General features: G+C 68.6%; 14 protein-coding genes. All 14 read left to right on the forward strand.

The features are described from left to right. Positions 1 to 136: 136 nt before the first annotated feature. The gene (locus OHS18_RS34120; RefSeq protein WP_328613599.1) at positions 137 to 1,342 is read left to right on the forward strand and encodes an ABC transporter ATP-binding protein; all 1,206 of its coding nucleotides are present in this window, start codon (positions 137 to 139) and stop codon (positions 1,340 to 1,342) included. Then, a complete protein-coding gene (locus tag OHS18_RS34125) occupies positions 1,339 to 2,133 on the forward strand; it encodes an MlaE family ABC transporter permease (RefSeq protein WP_323329492.1) in 795 nt (264 codons plus the stop codon). Before OHS18_RS34120 ends, OHS18_RS34125 begins: the two co-directional genes overlap by 4 nt. Before the next feature lie 4 nt (positions 2,134 to 2,137). Further along, positions 2,138 to 2,974 carry an MlaE family ABC transporter permease gene (locus OHS18_RS34130; protein ID WP_003060266.1) on the forward strand — a complete coding sequence of 279 codons (837 nt, stop codon included), beginning with the start codon at positions 2,138 to 2,140 and terminating at the stop codon, positions 2,972 to 2,974. Continuing rightward, positions 2,971 to 4,296 (forward strand): MCE family protein, encoded by a 1,326-nt coding sequence (locus OHS18_RS34135; RefSeq protein WP_328613600.1) that lies wholly within the window; start codon positions 2,971 to 2,973, stop codon positions 4,294 to 4,296. The genes OHS18_RS34130 and OHS18_RS34135 overlap by 4 nt, the downstream gene beginning before the upstream one ends. Continuing rightward, positions 4,293 to 5,321, forward strand: a complete 1,029-nt coding sequence (locus tag OHS18_RS34140; protein ID WP_328613601.1) for an MCE family protein — start codon at positions 4,293 to 4,295, stop codon at positions 5,319 to 5,321. The genes OHS18_RS34135 and OHS18_RS34140 overlap by 4 nt, the downstream gene beginning before the upstream one ends. Continuing rightward, a complete protein-coding gene (locus OHS18_RS34145; protein WP_247060485.1) occupies positions 5,318 to 6,304 on the forward strand; it encodes an MCE family protein in 987 nt (328 codons plus the stop codon). The genes OHS18_RS34140 and OHS18_RS34145 overlap by 4 nt, the downstream gene beginning before the upstream one ends. Continuing rightward, on the forward strand, positions 6,301 to 7,485 hold the full coding sequence (locus OHS18_RS34150; protein ID WP_328613602.1) for an MCE family protein: 1,185 nt from the start codon (positions 6,301 to 6,303) through the stop codon (positions 7,483 to 7,485). Before OHS18_RS34145 ends, OHS18_RS34150 begins: the two co-directional genes overlap by 4 nt. Then, positions 7,482 to 8,666 (forward strand): MCE family protein, encoded by a 1,185-nt coding sequence (locus tag OHS18_RS34155; RefSeq protein ID WP_328445568.1) that lies wholly within the window; start codon positions 7,482 to 7,484, stop codon positions 8,664 to 8,666. The genes OHS18_RS34150 and OHS18_RS34155 overlap by 4 nt, the downstream gene beginning before the upstream one ends. Next, entirely contained in the window at positions 8,666 to 9,931 is a 1,266-nt protein-coding gene (locus tag OHS18_RS34160; RefSeq protein WP_328445567.1) for an MlaD family protein, read from the forward strand. The genes OHS18_RS34155 and OHS18_RS34160 overlap by 1 nt, the downstream gene beginning before the upstream one ends. A gap of 36 nt (positions 9,932 to 9,967) precedes the next feature. Beyond that, a complete protein-coding gene (locus OHS18_RS34165; protein WP_328445566.1) occupies positions 9,968 to 10,564 on the forward strand; it encodes a hypothetical protein in 597 nt (198 codons plus the stop codon). Between the two features lie 82 nt (positions 10,565 to 10,646). Continuing rightward, complete coding sequence (locus OHS18_RS34170) at positions 10,647 to 11,699, forward strand: hypothetical protein (protein ID WP_328459102.1); 1,053 nt, start codon at positions 10,647 to 10,649, stop codon at positions 11,697 to 11,699. Positions 11,700 to 11,786: 87 nt separating this feature from the next. After that, positions 11,787 to 12,653 carry an ADP-ribosylglycohydrolase family protein gene (locus OHS18_RS34175; protein WP_328613603.1) on the forward strand — a complete coding sequence of 289 codons (867 nt, stop codon included), beginning with the start codon at positions 11,787 to 11,789 and terminating at the stop codon, positions 12,651 to 12,653. 1,061 nt (positions 12,654 to 13,714) lie between these two features. Continuing rightward, on the forward strand, positions 13,715 to 17,218 hold the full coding sequence (gene rpoB, locus OHS18_RS34180; RefSeq protein ID WP_328445563.1) for a DNA-directed RNA polymerase subunit beta: 3,504 nt from the start codon (positions 13,715 to 13,717) through the stop codon (positions 17,216 to 17,218). A gap of 98 nt (positions 17,219 to 17,316) precedes the next feature. After that, on the forward strand, positions 17,317 to 21,228 hold the full coding sequence (locus tag OHS18_RS34185; protein ID WP_328445561.1) for a DNA-directed RNA polymerase subunit beta': 3,912 nt from the start codon (positions 17,317 to 17,319) through the stop codon (positions 21,226 to 21,228). The last annotated feature ends 17 nt before the right edge of the window (positions 21,229 to 21,245 follow it).

A 21,245-nucleotide genomic window follows, 5' to 3' on the forward strand; every position in this document is an offset into this window, starting at 1 on the left:
AGTAACCTGTTCGCACTCAGCTCGTTGCACCTGGTTGACGCGGGTTCATGGGGTGCCAGGCCCGCACCCGCCGCCGACGTGGGTGGCATGGGTGTGGCAGCGGGCGCAATGACGCGGAACAGCTCCTGGAGGTGCGATGGGTGCCGAGGTGGTCATCGAAGGTCTGACGAAGTCCTTCGGTAAGCAGGCCATCTGGCGGGACGTCACGTTGACGCTGCCTCCGGGCGAAGTGTCGGCGATGCTCGGTCCGTCGGGAACCGGCAAGTCGGTGTTCCTCAAGTCGATGATCGGGCTGCTCAAGCCCGACCGCGGCCGCTGCGTGATCAACGGGGTGGACATCGTCACCTGCTCCGAGCACAAGCTCTACGAGATCCGGAAGCTCTTCGGCGTCCTTTTCCAGGACGGCGCGCTGTTCGGCTCGATGAACCTCTACGACAACGTCGCGTTCCCGCTGCGGGAGCACACGAAGAAGTCCGAGACCGAGATCCGGCAGATCGTCCGCGAGAAGCTCGAGATGACCGGTCTCGCCGGCGCCGACAAGAAGCTGCCGGGCGAGATCTCCGGCGGGATGCGCAAGCGCGCCGGCCTGGCCCGCGCCCTCGTGCTGGACCCCGAGATCATCCTGGTCGACGAGCCGGACTCCGGCCTCGACCCGGTCCGCACCACCTACATCTCGCAGCTGTTCCTCGACGTCAACGCGCAGATCGACGCGACGTTCCTGATCGTCACGCACAACATCAACCTGGCCCGGACCGTGCCGGACAACCTGGGCATGCTCTTCCGCAAGGAACTGGTCATGTTCGGCCCGCGCGAGGTGCTGCTGACCAGCGAGGAACCGGTCGTCAAGCAGTTCCTCAACGGCAAGATGCAGGGTCCGATCGGCATGTCCGAGGAGAAGGACTCCGCGCAGATGGCCGCCGAGCAGGCGATGTTCGACGCCGGGCACCACGCCGGTGGCGTCGAGGACATCTCGGGTGTGCCGCCGCAGATGCAGACGACGCCGGGGGTGCCGCAGCGGATGGGCGCGGTCCGCCGCAAGGACCGGGTCATGGAGATCATGCACCGGCTGCCGGACGCCGCGCAGCAGGGCATCATCGCCTCGCTGAGCCCCGAGGAGCAGCGCCACTACGGCGTCAGCCCGCGGCAGGTGGCCCGGGCCCAGCAGCAGCAACAGCAGCAGCAGGTCCCGGCCGGCGCGCGCCAGGGTGACGGCGTGCCGGACCAGCACCACGGCCAGCTGCCCGCCGAGCAGGTGGCCCGGATCCCCGGCGGCCAGCAGCCGAGACCCGGTGGCTCGCACCGGATGCCACCGCCGCCGAACAACGGGCCAGGTGGCAGGTGAGTTCTCCCGCTTCACAGGCGAAGATCCCCGGGATCGGCATCCTCCGCGAAACCGGGAACCTGTTCGCCCTCGGCCTCGACATCGTTCGTGGCATCTTCCAGCGCCCGTTCCAGCTGCGGGAGTTCATCCAGCAGGCCTGGTTCATCGCGAGTGTGACGATCCTGCCGACGGCCCTGGTGGCCATCCCCTTCGGCGCGGTCATCTCACTGCAGTTCGGTTCGCTCGCCCGCCAGCTGGGCGCGCAGTCCTACACCGGCGCGGGTTCCGTGCTCGCCACCGTGCAGCAGGCCAGCCCGCTGGTCACCGCGCTGCTGGTGGCGGGCGCGGGCGGCTCCGCCGTCTGTGCTGATATCGGGGCGCGCACCATCCGCGAAGAGATCGCCGCGATGGAGGTGCTGGGCGTCTCCGCGGTGCAGCGGCTGATCGTGCCGCGCACCCTCGCGATGATGCTCGTCGCGCTGCTGCTCAACGGCATGGTCAGCGTCATCGGCGTGCTGGGCGGCTACTTCTTCAACGTCGTGCTGCAGGGCGGGACGCCGGGCGCGTACCTGGCGAGCTTCTCCGCCCTGGCCCAGCTGCCCGACCTGTGGGTCGGTGAACTGAAGGCGCTGATCTTCGGGTTCATCGCCGCCGTCGTCGCGTCCTACCGGGGTCTGAACCCCTCCGGCGGCCCCAAGGGCGTCGGGGACGCGGTGAACCAGTCGGTGGTCATCACGTTCCTGATGCTGTTCGTCGTGAACTTCGTGATCACCCTGATCTACCTGCAGATCGTGCCCGGAAAGCTGGACTAGCGCCATGACGTTCCTCCAGGGCGCGAAACGCGTCGCCAACCGACCCCTCCAGACACTGGACACCTTGGGTGACCAGATGTCGTTCTACGGCCGCGCGCTGCTGTGGACGCCGCGGACCCTGCGCCGCTACACCAAGGAAGTCCTCCGGCTGCTGGCCGAGGTGAGCTTCGGCTCCGGCTCGCTCGCGGTCATCGGCGGCACGGTCGGCGTGATGGTCGGCCTGACGCTGTTCACCGGTGTCCTCGTCGGCCTCCAGGGCTACTCGGCGCTGAACTCCATCGGGACGTCGGCCTTCACCGGCTTCCTGACGGCGTTCTTCAACACCCGCGAGATCGCCCCGCTGGTCGCCGGGCTCGCCTTGAGCGCGACGGTCGGCGCCGGGTTCACCGCGCAGCTCGGCGCGATGCGGATCTCCGAGGAGATCGACGCGCTCGAGGTGATGGGCGTGCCGAGCCTGCCGTACCTGGTGACGACCCGGATCATCGCCGGGTTCGTCGCGGTCATCCCGCTCTACATCATCGGCCTGCTGAGCTCGTACCTCGCGTCGAGACTGGTCGTGATCTACATCTACAACCAGTCAGCCGGTACCTACGACCATTACTTCGACCTGTTCCTGCCACCGCAGGACGTGCTGTATTCGTTCATCAAGGTGCTGCTCTTCAGCGTCCTGATCATCCTGTCGCACTGCTACTTCGGGTACCGGGCGACCGGCGGCCCGGCCGGTGTCGGCGTCGCGGTGGGCAAGGCGGTCCGGCTCTCGATCGTCACGGTCTCGATCATGAACTTCTTCATCGGCTTCGCCATCTGGGGAACCGACGTCACGGTAAGGATCGCGGGATGACCACGTTGCGACGCAGGCTGCTCGGCCTGCTCCTGGTCGCCGTGATGGTCGGCGGCGTGGCGCTTTCGATCGCGCTCTACGACAAGGCCTTCACCTCGTTCGTCACGGTGAAGCTGCAGGCCGACAAGATCGGCAACCAGCTGATCCAGCAGTCCGACGTCAAGGTCCGCGGCCTGATCGTCGGCTCGGTCAAGGACATCTCGGCCACCGCCGACGGCGCGGAGCTGACGCTCGCCCTGAACCCCGAGTCGGCGAAGCTGATCCCGGAGAACGTCTCGGCGCGGTTCCTGCCGAAGACGCTCTTCGGTGAGCGCTTCGTCTCGCTGGAGATCCCGGCCAAGCCGTCGTCGAAGACGCTGGCCACCGGCGACGTCATCCCGCAGGACCGGACGTCGAGCGCGGTCGAGCTGGAGCAGGCGTTCTCGCACCTGCTCCCGGTGCTGCAGGCGGTCCAGCCGCAGAAGCTGTCGGCGACGCTCACCGCGATCTCGACCGCGCTGTCCGGCCGCGGCGACCAGCTCGGCGACACGCTGACGCAGCTGGGCAGCTACATCGGCGAGCTGAACCCGCACGAGCCGGAGCTGCAGCACAACCTCAAGGCGCTCGCGGAGTTCTCCGACCACCTCAAGGACTCGGCGCCCGACCTGGTGCAGAGCCTCGACAACCTGAGCACGACCACCCGCACGGTGGTCGACCAGCAGCAGAACCTGTCGAACCTCTACGGCACCCTGACCCAGGCTTCCGTGGACCTGCAGACGTTCCTGCAGAACAACAAGGACAACATCATCTCCCTCGCCTCGACCGCCCGGCCGACGGCCGAGCTGCTGGCGAAGTACGCGCCGGAGTACCCCTGCGTGATCTCCCAGATGGCCAAGAACGTCCCGCTGATCGACCAGGCGCTGGGCAAGGGCACCGACCAGCCCGGCCTGCACGCGACGATCGAGGTCGTCGTGCCGCGCGCGCCGTACGAGGCGGGCAAGGAAGAGCCGCGGTTCGACGACAAACGCGGCCCGCGGTGCTACGACTCGGACAAGCTGCCGAACCCGTTCCCGTCGGAGCCGCCGGACGGCGCCTTCCAGGACGGCACGAAGCACCAGACCGCGCCGAAGACCGTCGGTGAGGGCCTCAACCCGGCCAACTTCAAGGCCGACGCGACCGGCGGCAACGGCTCCGGCGGCAATCTGGCCTACTCGACGGCGGAGCAGGGCTTCCTGGCCGACCTGCTGGGCCCGCAGCTCGGCATGAACGCCGCGGACGTCCCCAGCTGGAGCGCGCTGCTCGTCGGCCCGCTCTACCGCGGCGCGGAGGTGACGGTCAAATGAGGGGTCTGCTCGCACCGCTGATCAAGCTCGGCGTCTTCGTGGTCGTCACCGTGCTGTTCACGACGATCCTCGGGATCAGCATCGCCAACATCAACACGACCAGCACCAACGCCTACAAGGCGCGCTTCACCGACGCGACGCTCCTGCTGCCCAACGACGACGTCCGCATCGCCGGCGTCCGGGTCGGGCAGGTCAAGGACGTCAAGATCGTCGACAAGCGCCAGGCCGAGGTCGAGTTCGAGGTCGACGCCGGCGGGCAGCTGCCCGCCGGGGTCACCGCGCAGATCAAGTTCCGCAACCTGGTCGGCCAGCGCTACGTCTCGCTCGGCGAGGGTGCCGACAGCTCCGGCAAGACGCTCGGCCCCGGCGGCACCATCCCGCTGGAGCGGACGCAGCCGGCGCTGGACCTGACCGAGCTGTTCAACGGCTTCAAGCCGCTGTTCACCGCGCTCAACCCGGACGACGTCAACAAGCTGTCCTACGAGGTCATCCAGGTCCTGCAGGGTGAGGGCGGCACCGTGGAGAGCCTGCTGTCGCACACCGCGTCGCTGGCCACCACGATCGCCGACAAGGACCAGGTCATCGGCCAGGTCATCGACAACCTCAACTCGGTGCTCGACACGGTCAACGCGCACACCCCGCAGCTCAACGACCTGATCGTGAAGCTGCAGCAGCTGGTGTCCGGGCTGGCCGCGGACCGCAAGCCGATCAGCGACGCGATCGAGAGCCTCGGCAACCTGGCCCAGACGACGTCCGGCCTGCTCGGCGAGGTCCGCGAACCGCTGAAGAACGACATCAGCGCGCTGGGCACGCTGACCGACAAGCTCAACAAGAACGAGCCGGAGCTGGAGCACTTCATCCAGTTCCTGCCGGAGAAGGTCAGCACGCTGACCCGCACCGCGGACTACGGCTCCTGGTTCAACTTCTACGCCTGCGAGTTCTCCGGGAGCGTCAGCTTGCCGCCACTGATCAACAACGTCCCTATCCCGCTGGTGCCGCTCAACCGGGCGAGGTGCACGGGATGAAGTCCTTCCAGAAGCGCAACCCCGTCCCGATCGCGCTGGTCGGCATCGCCGTCCTCGCGCTCGCGTTCATCGCCGCGCTGAACTCCGAGGACCTGCCGGTGATCGGCGGCGGCACGACCTACACCGCCGAGTTCAGCGAGGCTTCCGGGCTGCAGACCGACAACGACGTCCGGATCGCCGGTGTCAAGGTCGGCAAGATCAGCGACATCGAGCTCGACGGCGCGTCGGTGAAGGTCTCGTTCAAGGTCAAGGACGCCTGGCTGGGCGACCGGACCAGCGCCGCGATCAAGATCAAGACGCTGCTCGGCCAGAAGTACCTGTCGCTGGACCCGCAGGGGGAGGGCGCGCTGAACCCGGGCGCCGCCATCCCGCGGGACCGCACGATGGCCCCCTACGACGTCCTCGACGCCTTCCGCGGCCTCTCGCAGACCGTGGACGACATCGACACCAAGCAGCTGGCGCAGAGCTTCGACACCATCTCGGGGACCTTCGCCAACACGCCGCAGGACGTGAAGGGCGCGCTGTCGGGGCTGTCGAAGCTGTCCGACACGATCGCCTCGCGCGACAGCCAGCTGTCGAACCTGCTGGCCAACACCCGCGAGGTGTCGCAGACGCTGGTCGACCGCGACGCCGAGGTGCAGAAGCTGCTCACCGACGGCAACGCGCTGCTCGGCGAGCTGGCCAAGCGCGAGGACGCGATCACGTCGCTGCTCAACGGCTCCCGCGAACTCGCGACGCAGCTGCAGGGCCTGATCGACGACAACGGCAAGCAGCTGGACCCGGTGCTCACCCAGCTCGACCAGCTGACGTCGATGCTGCAGCGCAACCAGGACGCGCTGGGCCAGGGCATCGCGAAGTTCGCGCCGTTCATCCGCGTCTTCACCAACACCATCGGCAACGGCCGCTGGTTCGACAACTACATCTGCGGCCTGGTGCTGCCGTCGTTCGGTCCGCTGAATGAAGAGGGGTGCTACACGAAATGAGTGACACCCGCTTCGGCCAGTCCCTGACCCGGGCCTTCACCATCGCGATCGTCCTCGCGCTCGTCGTGGCCGGCGGGATCTGGTGGACGCTCAAGGACGCCGGCCGCAACCACCTGACCGCGTACTTCGCCGGAACTGTCGGCCTGTACGAGGGCAACAGCGTGCGGATGCTCGGCGTCGACATGGGCACGGTCACCAAGATCCAGCCCATGGGCAACCAGGTGAAGGTCGAGTTCGAGTACGACCGCTCGGTCGCCGTCCCGGCCGACGCCAAGGCGCTGATCGTGGCGCCGTCGCTGGTCTCGGACCGCTACGTCCAGCTGGCCCCGGCCTACACCGGCGGCCCGCGGATCTCCGACGGCGCCGTCATCGGCCTCGACCGCACCGAGGTGCCGCTCGAGGTCGACCAGCTCGCCGCCAGCCTGGCCAAGGTCAGCGAGACCCTCGGCCCCAACGGCGTCAACAAGCAGGGGTCGCTGTCGAACCTGCTGAACACCGCGGCGGCCAACGTCGACGGCAACGGCCAGGCCCTGCACGACACGATCACCAAGCTCGGCCAGGCGGCCGGGACGCTGGCCGGCAACAAGGACGACCTGTTCTCCACGGTCGAGAACCTCGGCAAGTTCTCGCAGTCGCTGGCCGACTCCGACGGCCAGGTCCGCAGCTTCGAGGGCCAGCTCGCCGACGTCAGCGGCTACCTGGCGTCCGAAAAGGACAACCTGGCCGCGACCGTGCAGCAGCTGGGCACCACGCTCACCTCGGTGCAGGCGTTCATCGACCAGAACCACGACCGGCTCAAGTCCAATGTGGACAAGCTGGCCGGGATCACCAACGTGCTCGTCGACCAGCGCAGCTCGCTCGCCGAGATCCTCGACGTCGCGCCGGTCGGCCTGAGCAACCTGGTCAACACCTACAACGGCGCGGCCGGCACGCTCGACGCCCGGCCGAACCTCAACGAGCTGACCCAGCCGCCGCTCGTGATGATCTGCCGGCTGCTCAAGCAGGTCGGCACCAACAGCATCCCGGACGTGCTCGGCAACGCCTGCGAGAGCATCGCCGGCGTGGTCGACAAGGTGATCCCGCTGCCGTCCCTGGCGCAGACCCTGCAGGCCCTGCAGTCCGGTCAGCTGCCGCCCTTGCCGCTGCCCATCGCCGGGCAGCTCTACGGAGGTGGCCAGTGAGGAAGCTGCTGACCGTCGGAGCGCTGGTGACGGCGTCCGCGCTGGTGCTCACCGGCTGCTCGTTCAAGGGCATCTACGACCTGCCGCTGCCCGGCGGCGCCGACCTCGGCGACCACCCGTACACGGTGAACGTCGAGTTCCGGGACGTCCTCGACCTGACGCCGAAGGCGGGCGTGAAGGTCAACGAGGTGCCGATCGGGCAGGTCGAGAACGTCGGCCTCACCAAGGACGGCTGGCACGCGCTGGTGACGCTCAAGGTGAACGGCGACGTCAAGCTGCCGGCCAACGCGCTGGCCAACGTGAAGCAGTCCAGCCTGCTCGGCGAGAAGTACGTCGAGCTCGCGTCGCCCGGTGACGACCAGGCCCAGGGCAAGCTCGCCGACAACGCGACGATCCCGCTGGCCCGGACGAACCGCAGCGTCGAGGTCGAAGAGCTGCTCGGCGCCTTGTCCCTGCTGCTCAACGGCGGTGGCGTCGACCAGCTCAACACCATCACCAAGGAACTGAACAACGCCACGTCGGGCCGCGAGCCGGACATCAAGGCGCTGCTGGACAACGCGAACCTGCTGGTCACCAACCTGGACAACCAGTCGAAGAACATCACCCGGGCCATCGACGGGCTGAACCGGCTCTCTTCGACGCTCAACGACCAGAAGGACAAGCTGGTCGGCGCGGTCGACAACCTCGGGCCCGGCCTCGGTGTGCTCGAGTCGCAGCGCGGCCAGCTCGTCACCATGCTCAACGCGCTGGACAACCTCTCCGGCGTCGCCACCGAGACGGTGAACGCGTCGCAGAAGGACCTCGTCGCCGACCTGAAGGCGCTGACGCCGACGCTGCAGAAGCTCGGCGAGGCGGGCAACGACCTGCCGAAGGCGCTGCAGATCCTGCTGACGTTCCCGTTCAGCGACCAGGCCGTCAACGGCGTCAAGGGCGACTACTTCAACCTCTACGCCAAGGTCGACCTGAACCTGCAGACCATCGTCAGCAACCTGGGCAACAGCCGGCAGAACATCCTCAACGGCCAGCTCCCGCTCCCGGGCCTGACCGGCGGGGTGGACGGCACGCCCGCCAACCAGCCGCCACCGCTGCCCATCCCGGGTGAAAGCGGTCAGTCGGGTCAACCCGGGAAGACGTCCGGCCTGTCCGGGCTCTTCGGTCTCCTGTCGGGAGGTAACGGCTGATGCTGGTGCGCAGGACGAGGTTCCAGCTGGTCGCGTTCGCGATCATCTCCATCGCCGCGATCGTGTACGCGCTGATCCGGTTCGCCGGGCTCGGCACGGTGTTCGGCAACAGCGGTTACACGGTGAAGCTCGAGCTCAACGAGTCGGGCGGCATCTTCACCAACGCCGAGGTGACCTACCGCGGCTTCAACGTCGGCCGGGTGGGGGAGCTGCGGCTCACCCAGACCGGGCTGGAGGCCGACCTCAACATCGACCCGTCGGCGCCGCAGGTCCCCGCGGACCTCGACGCCGTCGTCGCCAACCGCTCGGCCGTCGGCGAGCAGTACGTCGACCTGCGGCCGAAGGCCGACAAGGGCCCGTACCTCGCGGGCGGCTCGGTGATCCCGGCGACCAAGACGACCACCCCGGTCAGCACCGACCGGCTGATCGGCGACCTCGACTCGCTCGCGGCGTCGGTCCCGGTCGACTCGCTGCGCACCGTCGTCGACGAGTCCTACGACGCGTTCCGCGGCACCGGCGGCGACCTGCAGAAGCTGCTCGACACCGCACGCAGCTTCACCACGACGGCTCAGCAGTACCTGCCGCAGACGATCCAGCTGCTCGACGCCGGCGGTCAGGTGCTCGACACGCAGAACGACGAGGCGGCGAACTTCGCGTCGTTCAGCAAGAGCCTCAACCAGCTGACCGGCACGCTGAAGAACTCCGACGGCGACCTGCGCAAGCTCATCGGCATCACGCCGCAGGTGGCGACGCAGATCAGCCAGGTGCTGCAGGAGTCGGGGCCCGGCCTCGGCGCGCTGACGGCGAACCTGCTCACCACGGCCAACCTGACCGTGACCCGGCTGGACGGCATCGAGCAGGGCCTGGTGACCTACCCGGCGCTGGCCGGCGCGGCCAGCAGCGTCGCGCCCGGCGACGGCACCGCGCACCTCGGGCTGGTGCTCAACCTCTTCAACCCGCCGGCGTGCACCAAGGGCTACATCCCTTACCAGCAGTACCGGACCGGGGCCGACCTTTCGGCGAAGCCGGCGAAGGAAGACGCGTACTGTGCCGAACCGAAGGGCAGCCCGATCAACGTGCGCGGCGCGCAGAACGCGCCGTACGGCGGGGTCCCGGTCGCGCCGAGCAACAGCGACGTCGCGGCGAACGCGAACCGGCCGGCCGAGGAGCTGGCCGAGGAGCGGAACACCCGGGGCGTGCCCGGCATCGTGGGCAGCCCCGGCGTCAGCCTGAACAGCCTGGGTTCGCTGCTCGGGCTCGCCTGACGCGGATTTGATGACCGTTACCTACCCTGGAGTGTTATGAGTTCGGACGAGCGGACCGCCGTCGCGGTGGCGGAACCCGAAGAGGAATCCGGGGCGTCGCCGGTGGTGGCGCCGAACGAATCCTCTTCGCGGATCCTGGTGCTCGGGGCCGCGGCACTGGCCCTGGCCGCGCTGATCGCCGCCGCGCTCTTCGGGATCCAGTGGTGGGCGGCCGCGTCCGACTCCAACGCCGGCCTGGCCGCCTCGCGCGAAGCCGTCGTCAAGGCGGGCACCAACGCGCTGAAGGCCTACACCGAGGTCGACTACCAGGACCTGGACGGCTTCTTCGCCCGGCAGAAGTCGGTCTCGGACGCCACGATGTCGCAGCAGATCGACCAGTCGGCGCCGACGTTCCGCAAGGCACTCTCGGACGCCAAGACCAAGGTCACCACGGACGTCCAGGACATCGCCGTCGAGGAGCTCGACGACCACGAAGGCAAGGCCAGCTTCCTCGCCGCGATCGCCACGACCGTCACGCAGGGGGACAAGAGCAGCGCGAAGCCGCTGCGCCTCGAAGTGTCGATGACCCGTGTGGGCGAGGACTGGAAGCTGTCCGGCATCGACAGCGTCCCCCTCGTCGCGGCCGGCCAGTAGAGCGTCACTCAGAAGGAGCTTCGTAGTGCCCCCCTCCCGCCGTCAGCCGCCCCGCAGCACCCCGCCGGTGCGCCGGCCCCGCGTGGCCGGGCTGCGCAAGCCCTCGACGGACGAGTCGCCCGCCGAGCGGACCGGTCAGCTCCCCGCCGTGCCGCCGGCCACCCCGCCCGCCGCGCCCGCTGCGTCGTCCGCTTCGCCGCCGGCCGAGACGCGCAAGCCGCGCCCGCGTCCGGCACCGCGGCCGCTGCCCCGGCCCGTCGCGAAGCCCCCCGCCGAGGAGCCGTTCGAAGCGGCCGGCGGGCGGATCGACCCGACGCCCGCCGAGGACACCGCGGTGTTCGCCGCGATCGGCACCGACGAGGACCCGAAGGTCGACGCGCTCACGGGTGAGCCGGAGACGGCTCCCGCGGACGCCCCGGTCGAGGCCGAGCCGGCCCGCCCGGCGCCGCGGCGGAAGAAGCGTGACACCGGGATCGCGAAGCCGACCGAGGTCGAAGAGGTGCCCGAGGAGTCCGGCGACCAGCCGGCGGGGCCCGCGAAGTCCCGGACTCAGCAGCCGTACCTCGTGGCCGGCGCGCTGGTGCTCGTCGCGCTGATCCTGGGCGGGCTGGCGTACTGGTTCAAGTCGGAGGAAGTCCAGGTCTCGAACGCGACCAGCAACACCGCGCTGCTGGACGTCGCGAAGACCGCGCAGGTGAAGGACGCCGTCTCGAAGGCGGCCGAGTCCCTGTTCTCCTACGACTTCAACAACATCAAGAAGACCGAGGACGCGGCGAACGACCTGCTCGCCAACGACGACGTCCGGAACAAGTACAACTCGCTGATGGGCGAGGTGAAGCGGCTCGCGCCGGCCCAGAAGATGATCGTGACGTGCAAGGTCACCCGGGCCGCGGTGATCATGCTCAACGACGACCTGGCGAAGGTGATGGTCTTCGTCGACCAGACCTCGACCCGCACGGACACCAAGAAGACGACCGCGGGCACCGCGCAGCTCCACCTGAACGCCCAGCTCCAGGGCGACAAGTGGAAGATCACGGACATGGACACGTACAACGCGCCCAAGGTCCCCGCGGCCACCCAGGCGCCGTCCTCGGCCCCGGCGTCGCCGCCCGCTTCGCCGTCGCCGACCAAGTAAGCCGCCGGGCGACGGGCGGTGCCGCTCGTCGATTTCGCGGCGCCGCCGGTGGTCAGCGGGCGGTAGTCCCGCCGCTACGGTGGGCCGATGGGATTCGAGCAGGCGCACGCCAGCCTCGTCGGCCTCGCCGTCGGTGACGCCTTCGGTGCGCAGATTCTTCTGCCCGGCGACCACCCGGACGTCGCCGGCCGGCGACTGCCGGCCGCGCCGTGGAACTGGACCGACGACACCGAGATGGCGTGCTCCATCTTCGCCGTCCTGACCCGGCGCGGCCACATCGAGCAGGACGAACTGGCCGCCGGGTTCGCGGCGCACTTCGACCCCGGCCGAGGCTACGGTCCCGGGGCGGAGTGGCGCCTGAACCGGATCAAGGACGTGCAGCCGTGGCCGGAGGTCGCCGAGCGGGACGGCCACGGCTCCTGGGGCAACGGCGGCGCGATGCGCGTGGCGCCGCTGGGCGCGTGGTTCTGCGACAACCTGCCGCAGGCGCTGCGCCAGGCCGAGCTGTCCGCGGTGGTCACGCACTCGCACTTCGAGGGGGTGGCGGGCGCGGTGGCCGTCGCGGCGGCGGCCGCGCTGCGGGCGGCGTCTCCCGGATTGGCCGGCGCGGACCTGCTGGACGGGGTGATCCCGCTCGTCCCGCCCGGCCGCGTCCGCGACGGGCTGACGCTGGCCCTGAAGTTCTCCGACGCCCGCGACGCCGCCGCCAAGCTCGGCACCGGCCGCGAGATGGCCGCGCACGACACGGTCCCGCTGGCCCTGTGGATCGCGGCGCGCTTCGGCGACAACTTCACCGACGCCCTCTGGACGGCGGCCCAGGTAGCCGAGGACGTCGACACGGTGGCCGCCATCGTGGGCGGCGTCCTGGCCGCGGACGGAACGCCGATCCCGGACCAGTGGCTGGAGGCGTGCGAGCCGCTGCCGGAGTGGGCCGGCCTCGCCCGGCAGGACTGAGCGCCCCGCCCGGAGCGCCCGGTGGCGGCAGGGGAGTGCTCGCCGTCACGTGGATGGAGGGACGGCGTGCGGCGTGGGGCCCTGCCGAACAGGTCGGCGCGACTTGGCTGACAGCTCGCCTTGCCTCTGGACGGCAGGCGAGCCGTCACCCGCCCGCCCGAGCCGACCGACCGAGGGCGGTGCGTCCCTGCCGGACAGCGGGCGAGCGTGCTCGCCGAAGACCGGAAAGCGGGTGTTGTGCGGCGCGGTCCGACCCACCCGAGCGGGCCGGCGAGCCGCTTCCCCGACGGCGGCAGGCCCCGTTGACCGGGCCGGTACGACCGCTCGCCTCATCCCCGGAGAACGGCGGGCTTCGAACGACCCGAGCCGGCCCGCCGAAGCAGGGCCTGAGCGGCCTCCCACGACCCGTCGGCACCGGCGCCCTCCGAGCAAGACCACCGGACGGCGCGGGGAGCCTCGGCGGCACCCATCAGCGTCCGGCGGCGCCGTGGCGGGCGGGGCGCCTGGTGCGGGTGTGACGTCGCCCGCGCGGTGTCCGGACCGCTCACCGGAACGGCCGCGACACGCCGCCGATGGGGGAACCCGGGGCCGTCCGAAGTGGTCCGGAACACCAGCCGCGTGCCCGAAGATCGTGGTAAATCCCCAGGTCCAGCCCCTAGTGGTGGCGCTACTCGCCGGTAACTGGGAGGATATTCGGCCGCTCACGCTCCGCAGACCTACTTCCACGCTGCGCCAACCGGCGGGACCCCCGTGTGGCATCTTGACTCTCGCGCCCGGTGGGTTCACGCTTACTCCCGAACGGCGAAACCGGAAGCCCTTGCGGGAGGGACCACCGGCTCGCCTGGAGGCATACCTGAAGACGTCGCGAAGCAGGCTGGGCCCCATCGGGAGCGCCCCCTGGACAGACCGCGACGTTCGGGCTAGACTGCCTCTTTGCGCTGCCCTCTTTCAGGCTGCCCGGAGCCGGTAGTTAGGATAGTGGGCACACGGCACCCTTGACAGTCGCTGATAGCTGTTGCTATGGCGGCCGTCACCGCTCATTGTCCCCGGAAGGACGCATCTTGGCAGTCTCTCCCGCGAACCAGGCCACTGCTGCGACCACCTCGGCTGAATCTCGCTCGGAGTCCACGGGAATCCCCGGCGCGCCCAAGCGGGTTTCCTTCGCAAAGATTCGCGAACCGCTCAACACCCCCAACCTGCTCGACGTCCAGATCCAGTCGTTCCAGTGGTTCACCGGGGACGAAGCGTGGTTCGAACGCCGTGTCGAAGAAGGTGAAGAAAACCCGGTCGGCGGCCTCGAAGAGGTCCTCAACGAGATCTCCCCGATCGAGGACTTCTCCGGCTCGATGTCCCTGTCCTTCTCCGCTCCGCGCTTCGACGAGGTCAAGGCCTCGATCGAGGAGTGCAAGGACAAGGACATGACGTACGCGGCCCCGCTGTTCGTCACGGCGGAGTTCGTCAACAACAACACGGGCGAGATCAAGAGCCAGACGGTCTTCCTGGGCGACTTCCCGGTGATGACCGACAAGGGCACCTTCATCATCAACGGCACCGAGCGTGTCGTCGTGTCCCAGCTGGTCCGCTCGCCCGGCGTCTACTACTCGAAGGACGTCGACAAGACGACCGACAAGGACGTCTTCAGCGTCCGCGTGATCCCGAGCCGCGGCGCGTGGCTCGAGTTCGACGTCGACAAGCGCGACACCGTCGGCGTCCGGATCGACCGCAAGCGCCGCCAGCCGGTCACCGTGCTGCTGAAGGCGCTCGGCTGGACCACCGAGGCGATCCGCGAGCGCTTCTCCTTCTCGGAGACGCTGCTGGCGACCCTCGAGAAGGACCACACGGCCGGCACCGACGAGGCCCTGCTCGACATCTACCGCAAGCTGCGCCCGGGCGAGCCGCCGACGAAGGAGAGCGCGCAGACCCTGCTGGAGAACCTGTTCTTCAAGGCGAAGCGCTACGACCTGGCCAAGGTCGGCCGGTACAAGGTCAACAAGAAGCTCGGCCTGTCGACGCCCTACGACACCGGGACGCTGACCGAAGAGGACATCGTCACGACCATCGAGTACCTGGTCCGGCTGCACGCCGGCGAGGACCGGATGGACGCCGACAACGGCACCGAGATCCCGGTCGAGACCGACGACATCGACCACTTCGGCAACCGTCGCCTGCGCACCGTCGGCGAGCTGATCCAGAACCAGATCCGGGTCGGCCTGTCGCGCACCGAGCGGGTCGTGCGTGAGCGCATGACCACGCAGGACGTCGAGGCGATCACCCCGCAGACCCTGATCAACATCCGCCCGATCGGCGCGGCGATCAAGGAGTTCTTCGGCACCTCGCAGCTGTCGCAGTTCATGGACCAGAACAACCCGCTGTCGGGCCTGACGCACAAGCGTCGCCTGTCGGCCCTCGGCCCGGGTGGTCTGTCCCGTGAGCGCGCCGGCATGGAGGTCCGGGACGTCCACCCGTCGCACTACGGCCGGATGTGCCCGATCGAGACGCCGGAAGGCCCGAACATCGGCCTGATCGGCTCGCTCTGCTCCTACGCGCGGGTCAACCCGTTCGGCTTCATCGAGACGCCGTACCGCAAGGTCGTCGAGGGCCGGGTCACCGACCAGGTCGACTACCTGACCGCGGACGAGGAGGACCGGTACGTCAAGGCGCAGGCCAACGCACCGATCACCGAAGACGGCACCTACGTCGAAGACCGGGTCATGGCCCGCCGCAAGGGCGGCGAGGTCGAGCTGATCGACCCGCTCGACATCGACTACATGGACGTCTCGCCGCGGCAGATGGTCTCGGTCGCGACGGCGATGATCCCGTTCCTCGAGCACGACGACGCGAACCGCGCCCTGATGGGTGCGAACATGCAGCGCCAGGCCGTGCCGCTGCTCCGCAACCAGGCGCCGTACGTCGGCACCGGGGTGGAGCTGCGGGCCGCGGTCGACGCCGGTGACGTGCTCGTCGCCGAGCAGTCGGGTGTCATCGAGGAGCTCTCGGCGGACCTGATCACGATCATGCACGACGACGGCACGCGGAAGAGCTACGGACTGTACAAGTTCCGCCGCTCGAACCACGGCACCTGCTTTAACCACCGCCCGATCGTCAACGAGGGCGACCGGGTCGAGCAGGGTCAGGTCATCGCCGACGGCCCGTCCACCGAGAACGGTGAGATGGCGCTCGGCAAGAACCTGCTCGTCGCGGTCATGCCGTGGGAAGGCCACAACTACGAGGACGCGATCATCCTCTCGGAGCGCCTGGTGCAGGACGACGTGCTCACGTCGATCCACATCGAGGAGCACGAGATCGACGCCCGCGACACGAAGCTGGGCGCCGAGGAGATCACCCGGGACATCCCGAACGTCTCCGAAGAGGTCCTCGCGGACCTCGACGAGCGCGGCATCATCCGCATCGGTGCCGAGGTCCGTGACGGCGACATCCTCGTCGGCAAGGTCACGCCGAAGGGCGAGACCGAGCTGACGCCGGAAGAGCGCCTGCTCCGCGCGATCTTCGGTGAGAAGGCCCGCGAAGTCCGCGACACCTCGCTGAAGGTGCCGCACGGCGAGACCGGCAAGGTCATCGGCATCCGCGTGTTCTCGCGCGAGGACGACGACGAGCTGCCCCCGGGTGTCAACGAGCTGGTCCGCGTCTACGTGGCCCAGAAGCGCAAGATCCAGCCGGGCGACAAGCTCGCCGGGCGCCACGGCAACAAGGGCGTCATCGGCAAGATCCTGCCGGCCGAGGACATGCCGTTCATGGAGGACGGCACGCCCGTCGACATCATCCTGAACACGCACGGTGTGCCGCGACGGATGAACATCGGCCAGATCCTCGAGCTGCACCTGGGCTGGCTGGCCTCGCAGGGCTGGGAGATCAAGGGCAACCCGGATTGGGCGAAGAACCTCAACGAGGAGCTCTACGACGTCGCGCCCGGCACGAACACCGCGACCCCGGTGTTCGACGGCGCGAAGGAAGAGGAGCTCACCGGGCTGCTCGGGGCGACCAAGCCGAACCGTGACGGCGAGCGCATGGTCAAGGAGAACGGCAAGGCCACGCTGTTCGACGGCCGCTCCGGCGAGCCGTACCCGTACCCGGTCGCGGTCGGCTACATGTACATCCTGAAGCTGCACCACCTGGTCGACGACAAGATCCACGCCCGTTCCACCGGTCCGTACTCGATGATCACGCAGCAGCCGCTGGGTGGTAAGGCGCAGTTCGGTGGCCAGCGCTTCGGTGAGATGGAGTGCTGGGCGATGCAGGCGTACGGCGCTGCCTACACGCTGCAGGAGCTGCTGACGATCAAGTCGGACGACGTGGTCGGCCGCGTCAAGGTGTACGAGGCCATCGTCAAGGGGGAGAACATCCCCGAGCCGGGCATCCCGGAGTCGTTCAAGGTGCTCCTCAAGGAGCTCCAGTCGCTGTGCCTGAACGTCGAGGTGCTCTCCAGCGACGGTGCGGCCATCGAGATGCGCGACTCCGACGACGAGGACCTCGAGCGCGCCGCGGCCAACCTCGGCATCAACCTGTCCCGCAACGAGTCGCCCTCGGTGGACGACGTCGTGCACTGATCGCGAGCTGAGCTGGGACCTGCCTCCCAAGGAGGACACAGGTCCCAGCTCGCCCGCCAACCCCTCTAGTCGAATCAACCCCAAGGGGATGCAAAGACGTGCTGGACGTCAATTTCTTCGATGAGCTCCGCATCGGCCTTGCCACCGCTGACGACATCCGCCAGTGGTCCTTCGGTGAGGTGAAGAAGCCGGAGACCATCAACTACCGCACGCTCAAGCCCGAGAAGGACGGCCTCTTCTGCGAGAAGATCTTCGGCCCGACCCGGGACTGGGAGTGCTACTGCGGCAAGTACAAGCGCGTCCGCTTCAAGGGCATCATCTGTGAGCGCTGCGGCGTCGAGGTGACCCGCGCCAAGGTGCGCCGCGAGCGGATGGGCCACATCGAGCTGGCCGCTCCGGTCACCCACATCTGGTACTTCAAGGGTGTTCCGTCCCGCCTCGGCTACCTGCTGGACCTGGCGCCGAAGGACCTCGAGAAGATCATCTACTTCGCTGCTTACGTCATCACAGGCGTGAACACGGAGCTGCGCCACAACGACCTGCCGACCCTCGAGAACGAGATCGGCGTCGAGCGCAAGAACCTCGAGACCAAGCGTGACGCGGACATCGAGTCCCGCGCCCAGAAGCTGGAAGCCGACCTGGCCGAGCTGGAGGCGGAGGGCGCCAAGTCCGACGTCCGCCGCAAGGTCAAGGAAGGCGGCGAGCGCGAGATGCGTCAGCTGCGTGACCGCGCCGGTCGCGAGCTGGACCGCCTCGAAGAGGTCTGGACGACCTTCACGAAGCTCGACACCCGTCAGCTGATCGCCGACGAGCTGCTCTACCGCGAGCTCGTCGACCGCTACGGCGAATACTTCACCGGCGGCATGGGCGCGGAGGCCATCCAGAAGCTGGCCGCCGAGTTCGACGTCGCGGCCGAGGCCGACAACCTGCGCGACACCATCCGCAACGGCAAGGGGCAGAAGAAGCTCCGCGCGCTGAAGCGGCTCAAGGTCGTCGCGGCCTTCCAGGCCACCGGCAACGACCCGCGCGGCATGGTGCTCGACGCCGTCCCGGTCATCCCGCCGGACCTGCGCCCGATGGTGCAGCTCGACGGTGGCCGGTTCGCGACGTCGGACCTGAACGACCTGTACCGCCGCGTGATCAACCGCAACAACCGCCTCAAGCGGCTGATCGACCTCGGCGCGCCCGAGATCATCGTCAACAACGAGAAGCGGATGCTGCAGGAGGCCGTCGACGCGCTGTTCGACAACGGCCGCCGCGGGCGTCCGGTCACCGGCCCGGGCAACCGGCCGCTGAAGTCGCTGTCGGACCTCCTCAAGGGCAAGCAGGGCCGGTTCCGCCAGAACCTGCTCGGCAAGCGCGTGGACTACTCGGGCCGTTCGGTCATCATCGTCGGTCCGCAGCTGAAGCTGCACCAGTGCGGTCTGCCGAAGGACATGGCGCTCGAGCTGTTCAAGCCGTTCGTCATGAAGCGGCTGGTCGACCTGAACCACGCGCAGAACATCAAGTCCGCCAAGCGGATGGTGGAGCGCTCGCGGCCGCAGGTGTGGGACGTGCTGGAAGAGGTCATCACCGGTCACCCGGTGATGCTGAACCGCGCACCGACCCTGCACCGTCTCGGCATCCAGGCCTTCGAGCCGCAGCTGGTCGAGGGCAAGGCCATCCAGCTGCACCCGCTGGTCTGCGAGGCGTTCAACGCGGACTTCGACGGTGACCAGATGGCGGTGCACCTGCCGCTGTCGGCCGAGGCGCAGGCCGAGGCCCGGATCCTGATGCTGTCGGCGAACAACATCCTGTCGCCGGCGTCGGGCCGTCCGCTCGCCATGCCGCGGCTGGACATGGTGACGGGTCTGTTCCACCTGACCCGCCTCACCGAGAACGCCGAGGGCGCGGGCAACGCGTACTCGTCGCCGGCCGAGGCCATCATGGCCTTCGACCGCAAGGCGCTGAGCCTGCACGCCCCGATCAAGATCCGTGTCACCGACCGTCAGCCGGCGAAGGCCGACGAGGCGCGGCTCGCGGAGAAGGGCTGGGAGCCGGGCAAGATGTGGCTCGCCGAGACCACGCTCGGCCGGGTCCTGTTCAACGAGCTGCTGCCGGCGGACTACCCGTTCATCAACGAGCCGATGCCGAAGAAGCGGCAGGCCGCGATCGTGAACGACCTCGCCGAGCGCTACTCGATGACGCAGGTCGCGCAGACCCTGGACCGGCTCAAGGACGCCGGTTTCTACTGGGCGACCCGCTCGGGCGTCACCGTCGCCATCTCGGACGTGCTCACCCCGGTGGGCAAGAAGGCCATCCTCGACGAGTACGAGGGCAAGGCCTCCCAGGTGGAGAAGCGCTACCAGCGTGGTCAGCTGTCGCACACCGAGCGCAACAACGAGCTCGTCAAGGTGTGGACGCAGGCCACCGAAGAGGTCCACAAGATCATGGAGACGGCGCTGCCGGACGACAACCCGATCGCCATGATCGTGAAGTCGGGCGCGGCGGGCAACATGACGCAGGTCCGGTCGCTGGCCGGCATGCGTGGTCTGGTGTCGAACCCGAAGGGTGAGTACATCCCGCGTCCGATCAAGGCCAACTTCCGTGAAGGCCTGTCGGTGGCGGAGTACTTCATCGCGACGCACGGTGCCCGGAAGGGCCTGGCGGACACGGCGCTGCGGACCGCCGACTCGGGTTACCTGACCCGGCGTCTGGTGGACGTCTCGCAGGACGTCATCGTCCGCGAGGTCGACTGCGGCACGACCCGCGGCATCATGATGCCGATCGGCGAGGACATCGGCGACGGCAAGGTGCTGCGCGACCAGCACGTCGAGACGTCGGTGTACGCGCGGAACCTCGCGACGGACGCGGTGGACGCCAAGGGCAACGTCGTGCTGAACGCGGCGGACGACATCGGCGACCCGGCACTGGACAAGCTGATCTCCAGCGGCATCTCGAAGGTCAAGGTCCGCTCGGTCCTGACCTGCGAGTCGGCCGTCGGTGTCTGCGCGACCTGCTACGGCCGCTCGATGGCGACGGGTCTGCTCGTCGACGTCGGCGAGGCCGTGGGTATCGTCGCGGCCCAGTCGATCGGTGAGCCGGGTACGCAGCTGACGATGCGTACGTTCCACCAGGGTGGTGTGGCCGGTGACGACATCACGACCGGTCTGCCGCGTGTCACCGAGCTGTTCGAGGCCCGCGTCCCGAAGGGCAAGGCGCCGATCGCCGACGTCGATGGCCGCGTGCGCATCGAGGAGAGCGAGCGGTTCTGGAAGATCACGCTGATCCCGGACGACGGCGGCGAAGAGATCGTCTTCGACAAGCTGTCCAAGCGTCAGCGGCTCGCGAACACCCCGAACGGCCCGCTGGGCGACGGTGACCACGTCAACGTCGGGCAGCAGCTGCTCGAGGGCACCCCGGACCCGCACGAGGTCCTGCGCGTGATGGGCCCGCGTGAGGCGCAGATGCACCTCACCGACGAGGTCCAGAAGGTGTACCGGGCCCAGGGTGTGTCGATCCACGACAAGCACATCGAGGTCATCGTCCGGCAGATGCTGCGCCGGGTGACGGTCATCGATTCGGGTGGCACGGACTTCCTGCCGGGCGAGCTGCCCGAGCGGACCAAGTTCGAGGCACGCAACCGTTCGACGGTCTCCGAAGGCGGCGAGCCGGCTTCGGGCCGTCCGGTGCTGATGGGGATCACGAAGGCGTCGCTCACCACGGACTCGTGGCTGTCGGCGGCGTCGTTCCAGGAGACCACGCGCGTCCTGACCGACGCGGCCATCAACGGCCGCTCGGACCGGCTCGTGGGCCTCAAGGAGAACGTGATCATCGGTAAGCTGATCCCGGCCGGTACGGGCATCAACAAGTACCGCAACATCCAGGTGCAGCCGACGGAAGAGGCCCGGGTCGCGGCGTACGCGATCCCGTCCTACGACGACGGCTACTACACCCCGGACGTGTTCGGTACGGGCACCGGTGCCGCGGTTCCGCTGGACGACTACGACTTCGGCCGCGACTTCCGCTGAAGCTGAGTCACGAGAAA

The sequence above is a fragment of the Amycolatopsis sp. NBC_00355 genome, from assembly GCF_036104975.1.
Lineage (GTDB): Bacteria > Actinomycetota > Actinomycetes > Mycobacteriales > Pseudonocardiaceae > Amycolatopsis.

What these genes read in the sequence shown, in the direction of transcription:
- OHS18_RS34120 (WP_328613599.1), top strand. Translation starts at nt 137, where the DNA reads ATGGGTGCCGAGGTGGTCATCGAAGGTCTGACGAAGTCCTTCGGTAAG.
- OHS18_RS34130 (WP_003060266.1), top strand. Translation starts at nt 2,138, where the DNA reads ATGACGTTCCTCCAGGGCGCGAAACGCGTCGCCAACCGACCCCTCCAG.
- OHS18_RS34135 (WP_328613600.1), top strand. Translation starts at nt 2,971, where the DNA reads ATGACCACGTTGCGACGCAGGCTGCTCGGCCTGCTCCTGGTCGCCGTG.
- OHS18_RS34140 (WP_328613601.1), top strand. Translation starts at nt 4,293, where the DNA reads ATGAGGGGTCTGCTCGCACCGCTGATCAAGCTCGGCGTCTTCGTGGTC.
- OHS18_RS34145 (WP_247060485.1), top strand. Translation starts at nt 5,318, where the DNA reads ATGAAGTCCTTCCAGAAGCGCAACCCCGTCCCGATCGCGCTGGTCGGC.
- OHS18_RS34150 (WP_328613602.1), top strand. Translation starts at nt 6,301, where the DNA reads ATGAGTGACACCCGCTTCGGCCAGTCCCTGACCCGGGCCTTCACCATC.
- OHS18_RS34160 (WP_328445567.1), top strand. Translation starts at nt 8,666, where the DNA reads ATGCTGGTGCGCAGGACGAGGTTCCAGCTGGTCGCGTTCGCGATCATC.
- OHS18_RS34165 (WP_328445566.1), top strand. Translation starts at nt 9,968, where the DNA reads ATGAGTTCGGACGAGCGGACCGCCGTCGCGGTGGCGGAACCCGAAGAG.
- OHS18_RS34175 (WP_328613603.1), top strand. Translation starts at nt 11,787, where the DNA reads ATGGGATTCGAGCAGGCGCACGCCAGCCTCGTCGGCCTCGCCGTCGGT.